The sequence below is a fragment of the Kocuria cellulosilytica genome (genome assembly GCF_040981245.1).
In the GTDB taxonomy this organism is placed as follows: domain Bacteria; phylum Actinomycetota; class Actinomycetes; order Actinomycetales; family Micrococcaceae; genus Kocuria; species Kocuria cellulosilytica.
Window position 1 is genome coordinate 1 of record NZ_JAVFWZ010000004.1, and the last position, 12040, is coordinate 12040.

The 12040-nt window shown below is 75.2% G+C and carries 12 protein-coding genes; 5 read left to right on the forward strand and 7 right to left on the reverse strand.

Going from position 1 to position 12040, the window contains the following annotated elements; genetic code table 11:
- Positions 1–152: 152 nt before the first annotated feature.
- Both RCG67_RS07570 and RCG67_RS07575 read right to left on the reverse strand, forming a co-directional pair.
- On the reverse strand, positions 153–941 hold the full coding sequence (locus tag RCG67_RS07570; protein WP_368825567.1) for a phosphatase: 789 nt from the start codon (positions 939–941) through the stop codon (positions 153–155).
- Complete coding sequence (locus tag RCG67_RS07575) at positions 938–2230, reverse strand: glycosyltransferase (protein WP_368825568.1); 1293 nt, start codon at positions 2228–2230, stop codon at positions 938–940. The genes RCG67_RS07570 and RCG67_RS07575 overlap by 4 nt, the downstream gene beginning before the upstream one ends.
- A 93-nt stretch (positions 2231–2323) precedes the next feature.
- On the opposite strand from RCG67_RS07575, the gene alr reads away from it, so the two are divergent.
- The 5 genes from alr to tsaD all read left to right on the forward strand — a co-directional run bounded on the left by alr (position 2324) and on the right by tsaD (position 6539).
- Positions 2324–3580 (forward strand): alanine racemase, encoded by a 1257-nt coding sequence (gene alr, locus RCG67_RS07580; RefSeq protein ID WP_438612649.1) that lies wholly within the window; start codon positions 2324–2326, stop codon positions 3578–3580.
- A complete protein-coding gene (gene tsaE, locus RCG67_RS07585; protein ID WP_368825570.1) occupies positions 3577–4158 on the forward strand; it encodes a tRNA (adenosine(37)-N6)-threonylcarbamoyltransferase complex ATPase subunit type 1 TsaE in 582 nt (193 codons plus the stop codon). Before alr ends, tsaE begins: the two co-directional genes overlap by 4 nt.
- An 82-nt stretch (positions 4159–4240) precedes the next feature.
- Positions 4241–4918, forward strand: a complete 678-nt coding sequence (gene tsaB / locus RCG67_RS07590) for a tRNA (adenosine(37)-N6)-threonylcarbamoyltransferase complex dimerization subunit type 1 TsaB (RefSeq protein ID WP_368825571.1) — start codon at positions 4241–4243, stop codon at positions 4916–4918.
- Positions 4919–4956: 38 nt separating this feature from the next.
- Positions 4957–5445, forward strand: a complete 489-nt coding sequence (gene rimI, locus RCG67_RS07595; RefSeq protein ID WP_368825833.1) for a ribosomal protein S18-alanine N-acetyltransferase — start codon at positions 4957–4959, stop codon at positions 5443–5445.
- Positions 5442–6539: a tRNA (adenosine(37)-N6)-threonylcarbamoyltransferase complex transferase subunit TsaD gene (tsaD, locus tag RCG67_RS07600; RefSeq protein WP_368825572.1), complete on the forward strand. Its 1098-nt coding sequence runs from the start codon at positions 5442–5444 to the stop codon at positions 6537–6539. Before rimI ends, tsaD begins: the two co-directional genes overlap by 4 nt.
- A gap of 31 nt (positions 6540–6570) precedes the next feature.
- Here tsaD and RCG67_RS07605 read toward each other — a convergent pair whose 3' ends face one another.
- From RCG67_RS07605 to RCG67_RS07625, 5 genes are all read right to left on the reverse strand, one after another.
- The gene (locus RCG67_RS07605) at positions 6571–7716 is read right to left on the reverse strand and encodes a glutamate--cysteine ligase (RefSeq protein ID WP_368825573.1); all 1146 of its coding nucleotides are present in this window, start codon (positions 7714–7716) and stop codon (positions 6571–6573) included.
- 69 nt (positions 7717–7785) lie between these two features.
- A complete protein-coding gene (locus RCG67_RS07610; RefSeq protein ID WP_368825574.1) occupies positions 7786–9069 on the reverse strand; it encodes a THUMP-like domain-containing protein in 1284 nt (427 codons plus the stop codon).
- Positions 9070–9100: 31 nt separating this feature from the next.
- Positions 9101–9859 (reverse strand): iron ABC transporter ATP-binding protein, encoded by a 759-nt coding sequence (locus tag RCG67_RS07615; RefSeq protein WP_368825575.1) that lies wholly within the window; start codon positions 9857–9859, stop codon positions 9101–9103.
- 13 nt (positions 9860–9872) lie between these two features.
- Complete coding sequence (locus RCG67_RS07620) at positions 9873–10889, reverse strand: iron chelate uptake ABC transporter family permease subunit (protein ID WP_368825576.1); 1017 nt, start codon at positions 10887–10889, stop codon at positions 9873–9875.
- Positions 10886–11974 (reverse strand): ABC transporter permease, encoded by a 1089-nt coding sequence (locus RCG67_RS07625; RefSeq protein ID WP_368825577.1) that lies wholly within the window; start codon positions 11972–11974, stop codon positions 10886–10888. The genes RCG67_RS07620 and RCG67_RS07625 overlap by 4 nt, the downstream gene beginning before the upstream one ends.
- Between the last annotated feature and the right edge of the window lie 66 nt (positions 11975–12040).

Consider the following 12040-nt stretch of genomic DNA (forward strand, 5'->3'; position numbering starts at 1 on the left):
CATGAAGTCCCCGCACGTGCAGCTGCCCGACGACGTGGCGCGGGCGGATCTGGAGGCCTTCATCCGCGGGGAGCGCGAACGCTGAGCCCGCTGCCCGGCGCCGGCCCCCGCACCGTCCCCCGGTGCGGGGGCCGGCGCCGTCCGGGGGGCGCTCAGACGTAGCCCGCCAGGCCGGCGCGGTGGAGCACGAACGCGGTGACCGGCTCGTAGACGCGCGGCGGGAGGTTGTCGTCGAGCGGCACGGCGACCTCGACCTGGCCCTGCGCCTCCGCCACGAACACCCCGGGGTCGTTGCAGTCCGCGACCGCGACGGTCCGCAGCCCCCGGGAGCCGGCCGCCCCGGCGAGGCCGTGGTCGGCGACCACGAGGTCGGGCGGGTTCTGCCCGTCGCGGCGCAGCTTCTCGAGGGTCAGGGACATGGGACCGGGGAAGTGGGTGTGCCGCAGCCCGCCGTACTGCTCCACCATCACCACGCTCTCGATCTGCCGGACGTCGCCGTCCTCGAAGGGGAAGCCGTCCGGGACCTGCACCACGTGCGCGCCCGCGCGGCGGACGACCCGGGCCAGCTGCGCGTAGACCGGGAACAGGCCGGCCGGGTGCCCGGTGGCGAAGAGCACGCGGCCCCCGCCGGCGACCACCTCGCCCAGGACCGCCGCGTAGCGCTCCAGCGCGGCGACGCAGAGCTCCGCGGAGATCGTGTCCTGGCCCTCGCGGTGCGCCCGGTCGGGGGAGATGCCGACCCGGTCCCGCATGAGCGCGAACACGTCGTCGAAGGTCCACTCCCGGGTGCGCAGCACCCCCATGTGCTGGTGCTGGTCGCCGTCGAGGAAGCCCTGGATGTTGCGCAGGTTCGCCTCGCGGGGCGTGGCCACCGCTCCGGTGATGCGGTGGTGGTCGAGGTGGCGGGCGAGGTCTGCGGGGGAGAGGGGGGAAGTCGTCACCGTTCGAGTGTATTCAGGCGCCGGCCCCTACCGTGGCGTACCCCCGCCCGGGCCCGCGTGCGGGCGTAGACCTCCGCCGTGGACAGGGCGGTGCGCTCCCAGGAGTGGCCCTGGGCGCGCCGGGCGGCCGCCGCGCCCATGCGCTCCAGCGCGGCCGGGTCGGCGGCGAGCGCCAGCACGGCCCGGGCCCACGAGCCGGGGTCGCGGTCGGGCACCAGCCGGCCGGTGAGCCCGTCGAGCACCGCGGTGCGCAGCCCGTCGACGTCCGTGGCGAGCACCGGCGTGCCGCACGCCTGGGCCTCCAGCGCCACGAGCCCGAACGTCTCGGACGAGGACGGGACGGCCACGAGGTCGGCCCGGCGCATCCGGGCCGCGAGCTGCGGGGCGGGCAGGGCGGGTCCGAAGCGGACGGCGTCCGCCAGGCCCAGCTCCCGCACGCGCTCCCGCAGCGCGGCCGAGAAGTCCCGGGTGCCGACCCCCACGACCTCCAGCTCCACGGCCACGCCCGGGGCGGTCTGCCGGATCCGCGCGAGCGCGTCGACGAGCACGTGCGGGCCCTTGAGCGCCTGCAGGCGGCCGGCGAACAGGATCCGCAGCGGGCGGCCGGGCGCACCGGGGGCGGCCCCGCCGACGCGGCGGGGCTCCCCAGGAGCGGCGTCCGGGGTGAAGGCCGAGAGGTCGACGCCCGGGGTGATCACGGTCAGGCGTGCCGGGTCGGCGTCGTAGAGCTCGATCATCTGCAGCGCCTCGGTCCGGGTGTTCACCACCGTGGCCTCGGCCCGGGCGATCAGCCCGGCCTCGGCCTCGGCCCGGGAGGCGGGCTCGAGCCCCTCGCCGGTCCGGGTGCGCAGGTTCTTCCCGAGCGCCGTGGTGTGCAGGGTCAGCACGAGCGGGACCCCCCAGCCGTCGGCGAGCTCCCGGCCCGCGGCGCCGGAGAGCCAGTAGTGGGCGTGCACCACGTCGGGCCGGTCGGCCTCCGCGCGGAGCACGTCCGCGAAGGCGGAGGTGAACCCCGGCAGGTCCTCCTTGCTCGCCCCGGCGGCCCCGGGCAGGGCGACGGTGAGCAGCCGCAGCCCGCGGCGGATGGGGGTGGTGCGCACGCCCGCGGCGGCGGGGGCGCCGGCGCCGCGGTCGAGGGTGGCCATGTCCACGGTGTGGCCGGCGTCCACGAGGGCCTCGGCGAGGTGGCGGACGTAGACGTTCATCCCCCCCGCATCCCCCGACCCCGGTTGCTCGAGGGGACAGGTGTGCAGGCTGATCAGCAGGACGTGGCGGGGCGCGGCGGACACGGCTCAACTCTAGCGTCCGGCCGCCGGGACCCCGGCGGCCCGGCCCCGGACCATGTCCGCCCCTGCGCCGGGCGCGGCGGCGCCGGTGCGAGAATGGGATCCGTGAACCGTGCTGAACCCGTCCCGGCCGACCCGTCCGGCGGCGTCCTCCGCCCCCCGCCCCGCCCCGAGCGCAGCGCCGTGGTCGACCTCGCCGCGGTCCGCGCCAACGTTCGCCGGCTGCGGGCCCTCGCCGCCCCCGCCCGGCTGATGGCCGTGGTCAAGGCGGACGCCTACGGCCACGGCGCGGTCCCCGTGGCCCGTGCGGCGCTCGAGGCCGGGGCGGACGCCCTGGGCGTCGCCCACGTCGGCGAGGCCCTCGCGCTGCGGGCCGCGGGGATCGGCGCTCCCGTGCTCGCGTGGCTGCACACCGTGGACACGGACTTCGCGGCGGCGCTCGCCGCCGACGTCGAGCTGGGCGTCAGCGGCTGGGAGCTCGCCCCGATCGCGGAGGCCGCCCGCGCGCGCGGCGGCACCGCCCGCATCCACCTCAAGATCGACACGGGCCTGGGCCGCAACGGCGCGCCGGAGGCTCTCTGGCCCGCGCTCGTGCGGGCCGCCGCGCAGGCCGAGGCGGAGGGCCTCGTGCAGGTGGTGGGCGTCTTCACCCACCTGGCCGTCGCGGACGAGCCCGCCCGGCCCGAGACCCGGGAGCAGCTCGAGCGCTTCCGCGCAGCCGTGGCCACGGCCCGCGCCGCCGGGCTCCGGCCCGCCCTGCGGCACGCGGCGAACTCGCCCGGCCTGTTCGGCGCCGCCGGGCTCGAGCGCCCCGGGGACATGCTCCTGGACATGGTCCGGGTGGGGGTCTGCCTCTACGGGCTCTCCCCGTTCGCCGACCGCACCCCGGAGCAGCTCGGCCTCGTGCCCGCCATGACCCTGCGCAGCACGGTCAGCGCGGTCAAGGAGGTCCCGGCGGGACAGGGCGTGTCCTACGGGCTGAGCTACGTCACCGACCGGCCCACCACCCTGGCGCTCGTCCCGCTCGGCTACGCCGACGGCGTCCCGCGCTCCGGCACCGGCGGGCCCGTGCGGATCCACGGCCGCACCTACCCGGAGGTCGGCCGGGTCGCGATGGACCAGATCGTCGTGGACCTCGGCGCGCCCGGCCTGTCCGCCCCCGAGCACGGGCTGCTCGGGGCGGAGGCCGTGCTGTTCGGGGCGGGGGAGGACCCCTCGGCGAGCGCGTGGGCGGACGCCGCCGGCACCATCAACTACGAGATCGTCACCCGCGTCTCGCCCCGCGTGCCGCGAGTGCACCTGCACGCCGCGGAGGACCGGGGCGGCGCGGGCCCGGAAGGAGAACAGGCATGAGCGAGTGGACGCGGACCGTGACGGTGGACGGGCCCGGGCGGACCCAGGCCCTGGCCGAGCGGCTGGGCGGGCAGCTGCGCGCCGGGGACCTGCTGGTCCTCACCGGCGAGCTCGGCGCGGGCAAGACCACGTTCACCCAGGGCCTGGGACGGGGCCTGGGGGTGCGCGAAGGGATCATCTCGCCCACCTTCGTGCTGGTGCGCCGCCACCCCAGCGTCCCGGACGGGCCCCGGCCCGGCGGCCCGGACCTGGTGCACGTCGACGCCTACCGGCTGGGCTCCGCGGCGGAGGTCGACGACATCGACCTGGAGGACACCCTGGACACGGCCGTCACCGTGGTCGAGTGGGGCGCCGGGAAGGTCGAGCACCTGGCGGAGTCACGCCTCGAGATCGTGCTGGAGCGCGCCGTGGGCGCCGACCCCCTCGGTCCCGGTGCCCCGTCCGGGACGGGCGCGGGCCCGGAGGACCCGGACGGGAACCCGAGCGGCCCGGACGGGGACCCGGAGGACGAGCCCCGCCGCATCACGCTCACCGGGATCGGCCCGCGCTGGGCGGGCGGGCCGCCGCGGCTCGACTGACCGCCTCGGCCGGCCCGTCCGGCCCGGCGACGGACCGGGCCCGGCCGCCGGGGCAGGGCGGGGCGGGCACTACACTGGTCGGGTGCTCCTCCTGTGCCTGGACTCCTCCGCCGTCGCCTCCGCCGCCCTCGTGACCGGCGCGGGCGAGATCCTCGGCTCCTTCGCGAGCCCGGACACCCGCTCCCACGCCGAGGTCCTGGCCCCCGCGGTCCGGGACCTGCTGGCCGGCCACGGCGTGACGGGCGGCGACCTCGACGGGATCCTCGTGGGCACCGGTCCCGGGCCGTTCACCGGCCTGCGCGCGGGGATCGCGACGGCGCGGGCCCTCGCCTTCGCGTGGGACGTCCCGCTGCACGGGCTCATGAGCCTCGAGGCCCTCGCCCAGGACGCGGCCGCGCACGCCCGGACGGCCGGGCACGAGGAGTTCCTCGTGCTCACCGACGCCCGGCGCAAGGAGGTCTACTGGGCGCGCTACGCCCTCGCCGAGGACGGGCCGCGGCCGGCCGGGGGCCCCGGCGTGGCCGCCGCCGAGCAGCTGCCGGCGCTGCCCGCCTACGGCCGCGGCGCGGGGATCTACGCGGACCGCCTGGCCCGTCCCGTGCCGGAGTTCGCCGCGGCGCAGCCCACGGCGTCGTCCCTGGGCCTCGCCGCCGCGCGCCGCGCGGCCCGCGGGGAGGCGCCGTCCCCGGACACGACCCCGCTGTACCTGCGCGAGTCCGACGCGAAGGTGCCCGGCCCCCGGAAGCGGGCGGGCGCGTGAGCGCCGCGCCCGGGCGCGGCCCCTGGACGCTGCGCCGGATGGTGCCCGCGGACCTCGCGGCGGTGCACGCGCTCGAGCGCCGGCTCTTCCCCGTGGACGCCTGGCCGCTGGAGATGTTCTCCGCGGAGCTGGCCCAGCCCGTGTGCTGGTACTGGGTGGCGGAGCAGGACGGCGAGATCGTCGGCTACGCAGGTCTGATGTGCATCCGCCCCGTGGGCGACGTGCAGACCATCGCCGTGGTCCCCGAGCACGAGGGCCGCGGAATCGGCTCCGCCCTGCTGCGCACCCTGCACGCGCAGGCCCGGGAGCTCGGCGCCACCGAGGTGCTGCTCGAGGTCCGCGCCGACAACCCGCGCGCCCAGCGGCTCTACCGCCGCTTCGGCTACGAGCAGATCCACGTCCGCCCCCGGTACTACCGGGACGGCGCCGACGCGCTGATCATGCGGCTCGACCTCGCCGCGCCGAGCGCCCCGGACGCACCGGACACCGCCACGGAACCGGACACCCCCACGGAGGAGACCCCATGACCGACGGACCGCTCGTGCTGGGCATCGAGTCCTCGTGCGACGAGACCGGCGTGGGGATCGTGCGGGGGCGCACCTTGCTCGCCAACGTCGTGTCCTCCTCCATGGACGAGCACGCGCGCTTCGGCGGGGTGATCCCCGAGATCGCCTCCCGCGCCCACCTCGACGCGATCGTGCCCGCCCTCCGCGAGGCCCTGGACCGGGCGGGCGTGGGCCTCGAGGACCTCGACGCCCTCGCGGTGACCTCCGGCCCCGGCCTGGCCGGGGCCCTCATGGTGGGCGTGGCCGCCGCCAAGGCGCTCGCCGTGGCCACGGGCAAGCCCCTCTACGCCGTCAACCACCTCGTGGCGCACGTCAGCGCGGGCCTGCTCGAGGACGCCGGGGTCGAGGGCTTCCAGGGCGCCTTCGACGACGGCCTGCCCCGCGACCTCGGGGCGCTGCTGGTCTCCGGCGGGCACACCGAGATCCTCGCCGTCGAGGACCTCGGCCGGGACGTGCGCCTGCTCGGGGGCACGATCGACGACGCGGCCGGCGAGGCCTACGACAAGGTGGCCCGGGTCCTGGGCCTGGGCTACCCCGGCGGCCCGGCCATCGACGCCGCCGCCCGGGACGGGGACCCCACCGCCTTCCGCCTGCCGCGCGGGCTCACCGCGGGCAAGTACATGGGCTCCGCCGAGCGGCCCGGGCCGCACCGCTACGACTTCTCCTTCTCCGGGCTCAAGACCGCCGTGGCCCGGGTCGTGGAGGGCTGCGAGGCCCGGGGCGAGCCGGTGCCGGTGGCCGACGTCGCGGCGTCCTTCCAGGAGTCGGTGGCCGACGTCGTCACCCGCAAGGCCGTGCTCGCCTGCACCGAGCAGGGGCTCGGGACGCTGCTGCTGGGCGGGGGAGTGGCCGCGAACTCCCGGCTGCGGGAGCTCACGGCCGAGCGCTGCGCCGAGCACGGGATCGAGCTGGTGATCCCCCGGCTGCCGCTGTGCACCGACAACGGGGCCATGGTCGCGGCGCTCGCCGCCCGGGTCGTGGCCGACGGCCGGGCGCCCTCCGGGCTGGAGTTCGCCGCGGACTCGTCCCTGCCGGTCACCACCGTGTCCGTGTGAGCGGGCGCGCCGGGCGGACGCGCCCGCCCGGTCAGTCGTTCTCGCGGGTGCGGCGCACGATGTCGAGGGCGACCGCGTGCAGGTCCCCGTCGTGGGCCCGGGCGACCGCGCGCTGGCGGTGGTAGCCGGCGCCCTCCTGCATGATCCGCTCCACGTCGGCGAGCTCCCGCGAGCAGCCGAGCTCCGCGGCCACGGGCTCCAGCCGGTCGAGCAGCGCGCTCAGGTCCTCGCGCAGGTCCCGCTCGATGTTGCGGGGGTCGGTGATGACCTCGGCGTCCAGGCCGTAGCGGGCCGCCCGCCACTTGTTCTCCTGGATGTGCCACGGCTTGAGCCGCACCGGTGCGCGTCCCGCCGCCACGTCCCGGGAGAGGGACTCCGCGAGGCACTGGGTCAGCGCCGTGAGCGCCCCGACCTCCCAGAGGGTCGAGAGCCCGTCGCAGAAGCGGACCTCGTCGGTGCCCAGCCGGGGCACGGGGCGCACGTCCCAGCGGGCCTCGCTCATCTCCTCGATGATGCCGGTGGCGATCATGTCGGTGATGCACTGCTCGTACGCCGTCCAGGACGGGAAGTGGTACGGCAGCCCCGCCGTGGAGAGCTGCTGGAAGATCATGGAGCGCTGGGACGCGTAGCCGGTGTCCTCACCGGCCCAGAAGGGCGAGTTCGCGGACAGCGCGAGCAGGTGGGGGTAGTAGGTCAGCAGCCCGTCGAGCACCGGGAGGGCCTTCGCCCGCGAGTCGAGGCCCACGTGGACGTGCACCCCGTAGATGACCATCTGCCGGCCCCAGTACTGGGCGCGGTCCACGAGCTTGTGGTAGCGCTGCTTGTCGGTGACCTGCTGGTCCTGCCAGCGCGCGAAGGGGTGGGTGCCCGCGGCGAAGACCTCGAGGCCCTGCGGGTCGGTGACCCGGCGGATCTCGTCCATCATGGTGGACAGCTGCTCGGTGGAGTGGGCCACGTCCCGGCACACCCCGGTCACCAGCTCGATGGTGTTGAGCAGGAACTCCCCGGTGAGGTGCGGGTGGTCGCCGTCCGTGCCCCAGTCGGGGTGGGCGTCCAGGACCGCCTCGAACGTCTCCCGGCCGCGGGGCACGAGATCCCCCGTGCTGCCGTCCACGAGGGCGATCTCCCACTCGACGCCGAGCGTCGACTGCTGGGAGCGGGCGAACGAGATCTCCACGCGGCAGGTCCTCCGTGCTCTTGAGGGCGGGCGCCCGGTCGGGGGCGGGCCGGACGGCCCGCGGAGCCCTCAGTCTACGGTTTCCACGACGATCACGACGCGCTTCTCCGCGGGGCCCGCCCCGGTCCGTCCGGGGCCGCCCGGGGAGGGGTCCGGGGCCGTCCTGGTGACCACGAGCGTGGCCCGCCCGGGGCCCTTCGGCGCGAGCCGGCGGCGCAGCTCCTCCGGGGTCACGTCCGTGCCGCGCTTCTTGATCTCGAGCGTGCCGACCTCGTGCTCCCGCACCCACCGCCTGAGCACCTTGACGGTGTGCGGCAGCACCTCCCGCACGCGGTACGCGCGGGCCAGCGGGGTGCGCACGAGCTCGTCGGAGGTGAGGTAGGCGATCCGGGGGTGGATCAGCCGCGCCCCCAGCTGCCGGGCGAGGTCCGTGACGAGGCCCGCACGGATCACCGCGCCGTCCGGTTCGTAGAGGTAGGCGCCCACGGGCCCGACCACCGCGTCGGCGTGGGCGGGGTCGTGGTCCTCCGGGCTGACGATCTCCGCGGACCCGTGCTCGGAGAGCACGAGCGCCGCCCGCCGCACGCCGGGGCGGGCCACCGCGTTGAACCACAGCACGGCCTCGACCACGTCGCCCCGGTCGGAGACCCACTGCGCCTCGCACCCGGCGGGGACCGCCTCGTGCGGGATCCCCGGCCCCAGCTTCACTCCGACGGGCAGGCCGCGACCGGCCAGCGCCGCCACGAAGGACAGGGGCGGGGAGAACGCCTCGGGGTCGAAGATCCGCCGGGTGCCCGACGACGACGTCGTGCGCCGCGCCGGGTCCAGCCACACCCCGTCCGGCGGCCCGGCGGGCAGGCCGGCGAGGTCCAGCGACTCGGCGTCGGCGTGCAGGACCGTGACCTCGGGGAACGGGGCGAGGTTGAGGGTGGCGACCGCGGCCGTGGTCTCGTCGAGCTCCACGGCGGTGACCCTGCGGTCGAGGGAGGCCAGCGCGAGCGCGTCCGCGCCGATGCCGCAGCCGAGGTCGGCCACGTGCTCGGCCCCCGCGCCGGCGAAGCGCCGCGCGTGCAGGGCGGCCACCCGCAGCCGGGTGGCCTGCTCGAGACCGGCCCGGGTGAAGAGCATGCGGCCGGCGAACTCCCCGAACTTCTCCCGGGCCCTGGCCCGGAGCTTCGCCTGGCTCAGGGCCGCGGAGACGAGCTCGGGGGGATGGCCCTCGGCGCGCAGCCGGGTGGCGGTGCGCAGGACCTCGGCCTCGTCGTAGGGGCTTAGGGACCCGAGCAGGGCCATGCCCTGGCGGGTCAGCAGCGGCGCGATGTCGCGGGGGTCGGCGGGGGACTCGGAGCTCATGGGTGCCGTTCGGGTCGGGGCGGGGAGGAGGTCAGACGAAGTAGATGCCGATGCGGTGGCCGTCGACCTCCTCCACCCGGATGTCGATGCCGTAGATCTCCCGAAGCACGGCCGGGCGCATGATCTCGTCGGGCGTGCCGTGGTGCAGGAGAGCACCATCCTTCATGGCCATGATCCGGTCGGAGTAGCAGGACGCGAAGTTGATGTCGTGGATGACGAGCACCACGGTCTTGCCGAAGTCGTGGGCCATCTGCCGCAGCAGGCGCATCATCTCCACGGCGTGCTTCATGTCGAGGTTGTTGAGCGGTTCGTCGAGCAGCACGTAGTCGGTGTCCTGGGCGATGACCATCGCGATGAACGCCCGCTGCCGCTGCCCGCCGGAGAGCTCGTCGACGTAGCGGTCGGCGAGCTCCTCGAGCTGGAGGTAGCGCAGCGCCCGCTCGACGTGCTCCCGGTCCCCGGCCGTGTGCCGGCCCTTGCTGTGCGGGTGGCGGCCGAAGGCCACCAGGTCCCGGACGCTCAGCCGGACCGTCAGGTTGTTCTCCTGGCGCAGGATGGACAGCTTGCGGGCCAGTTGGTCCGAGGGGGTGCTCAGGACGTCGAGGTCGTCCACGAACACGCTGCCCTCGTCCATGGGCAGCAGCCGCGCGGCCATCGACAGCAGCGTCGACTTCCCGGCGCCGTTGGCGCCGATGATCGAGATGATCCCGCCCGCCTCGATGGTCCCCGAGACGCCGTCGACGACGGTCTGCGTCCCGTACCTCTTGGTGAGGCCGGTCAGTTCGATCACGGTGCGCTCCTTCTCACTTGATGGACCCCCGCAGCAGCATCACGAGGAACAGCAGCCCGCCGGCGAACTCGATCACGATGCTCAGCGCGGTGTCGAAGGCGAAGACCTGCTCGAGGACCACCTGACCGCCCACGAGGGCGATGATCCCCAGCAGCACGGCCATGGGCAGCACGTGCCGGTGGCGGAAGTTCCGGCACAGCGCGTAGGCGAGGTTCGCGACGATGAGCCCGAAGAACGTGATGGGCCCGACCAGCGCGGTGCAGACCCCCACAAACACGGAGCAGACCACCAGCACGGCGGTGACCACCCGGGTGTGGTCGACGCCCAGGCTGATCGCCGTGTCCCGGCCCAGGGCCAGGACGTCGAGGTGCCGGCGGAAGGCCAGCGCCACGAGGGAGACCAGCCCGACGAGGAGCGCCGACAGGCGCAGGAGTCCGGTGTCCACGTTGCCGAACGAGGCGAACATCGCGTCCTGGAGGACGACGAACTCGCTGGGCTCGAGCAGCCGCTGCAGCAGCGAGGAGACCCCGCGGAACACGGTGCCGAAGACGATGCCCACGAGCAGCACGAGGTGCAGGGACTTCCCGGAGCCGGTGAACAGCCAGCGGTAGATCAGCCAGCTGAACGCGACCATGAGCAGCAGCTCCAGCCCGAACTTGGCGCCGTCCCCCAGGGCGATGACGCCGACGGAGCCGACGAAGAACACGAGGACCGTCTGGATGAGCAGGTACAGCGCGTCGAAGCCCATGATGGACGGCGTGAGGATGCGGTTGCTCGTGATCGTCTGGAACAGGACGGTGGACACGCCCACGGCGTAGGCGACGAGCACCATCGTCAGCACCCGGTTGACCCGGCGGGGCAGGACGTAACCCAGGTCGCCGCTCAGGTCCACGGTCAGGTAGAGCCCGACCGCGGCGGCGGCCAGGACCGCGAGGATGCCGATCCACGCGCCGGGGGGCAGCGCGGTGCGCGGCCGCCGGGGGCCGCGGGCGGTCAGCGCGGGGGGCAGGGTCGAGGTCCTGGTGCTCACCGGTGGCGCCCCCTCAGCAGCATGGTGAGGAACAGGGCGCCGCCGACGACGGCGACGATGGTGCCCACCGGGATCTCGTACGGGTAGCGGATCACCCGGGCGACGATGTCGCACACCAGCACGAAGCCGGCGCCGAAGACGGCGACCCATGGGACGGTGCGGCGGGAGTTGTCCCCCACGAGCATGGACACGAGGTTGGGCACCACGAGCCCGAGGAACGGGATCGACCCGATGGTGACCACGACCACGGCCGAGATCAGCGCCACGAGGGTCATGCCCAGGGCCATGACCTTCCGGTAGTCGATGCCCAGGTTGGTGGTGAACTCGTGGCCCATGCCCGCGACGGTGAACCGGTCCGCGGCGACGTAGCCCACGACCGTCAGGACCAGCACGAGCCACAGCAGCTCGTAGCGGCCCCGCAGGACGCCGGAGAAGTCGCCGAGCATCCAGGCGTTGAGCGTCTGCAGGAGGTCGAAGCGGTAGGCGAAGAACGTGGTGACGGAGGCGATGACGTTGCCGAGCATGATCCCCACGAGGGGTACCAGCAGGGTGCTGCGCATGGGGATCCGCTGGAGCACGAGCAGGAACAGCGCGGTCCCGGCGACCGCGAACACGGAGGCCGAGCTCATCTTCAGCAGGAGCGGCGCCGACGGAAGGAGCAGGGTCACGACGAGCAGGCCCGCCTGCGCCGACTCGACGGTGCCCACGGTGGAGGGCTCCACGAACTTGTTGCGGACCATGAGCTGCATGATCAGCCCCGCCACGGACAGTGCCAGGCCGGCGAGCACGACCGAGGCGGTGCGGGGGAAGCGGGAGACCGCGATGATCTCCACGGAGCCCCGGAAGCCGTCGAGGTCCCCGGCGGCGAGCTGGCGCCACAGGGACCACGGAGTGACGTCGAGGACGCCGATGAAGGTGCTGACGACCGCCAGGACCAGCACGAGGGAGCACGCGGCGGCGAGCCGGCGGGCGTTGGCCCGGGCGGACGCCCCGGGGGCCACCGGGGTGGAGCCCACCGACGGCGGAACCGCCGGCACGGGGCCGGCGGCCGCGGGGTGCGGTGCTGGGGTCACGACGGTGCTCATCGTTCCGTGGTGGTCATCGGGGAACCTTTCCGGTTTCGGGGGCGGCCGCGGTCGCGGGCCGGCTCG

Excerpts from the sequence above, each read along its gene's own strand:
- alr (WP_438612649.1), top strand. The coding sequence starts at position 2,324 with ATGGGATCCGTGAACCGTGCTGAACCCGTCCCGGCCGACCCGTCCGGC.
- tsaE (WP_368825570.1), top strand. The coding sequence starts at position 3,577 with ATGAGCGAGTGGACGCGGACCGTGACGGTGGACGGGCCCGGGCGGACC.
- rimI (WP_368825833.1), top strand. The coding sequence starts at position 4,957 with ATGGTGCCCGCGGACCTCGCGGCGGTGCACGCGCTCGAGCGCCGGCTC.
- tsaD (WP_368825572.1), top strand. The coding sequence starts at position 5,442 with ATGACCGACGGACCGCTCGTGCTGGGCATCGAGTCCTCGTGCGACGAG.
- RCG67_RS07610 (WP_368825574.1), bottom strand. The coding sequence starts at position 9,069 with ATGAGCTCCGAGTCCCCCGCCGACCCCCGCGACATCGCGCCGCTGCTG.
- RCG67_RS07625 (WP_368825577.1), bottom strand. The coding sequence starts at position 11,974 with ATGAGCACCGTCGTGACCCCAGCACCGCACCCCGCGGCCGCCGGCCCC.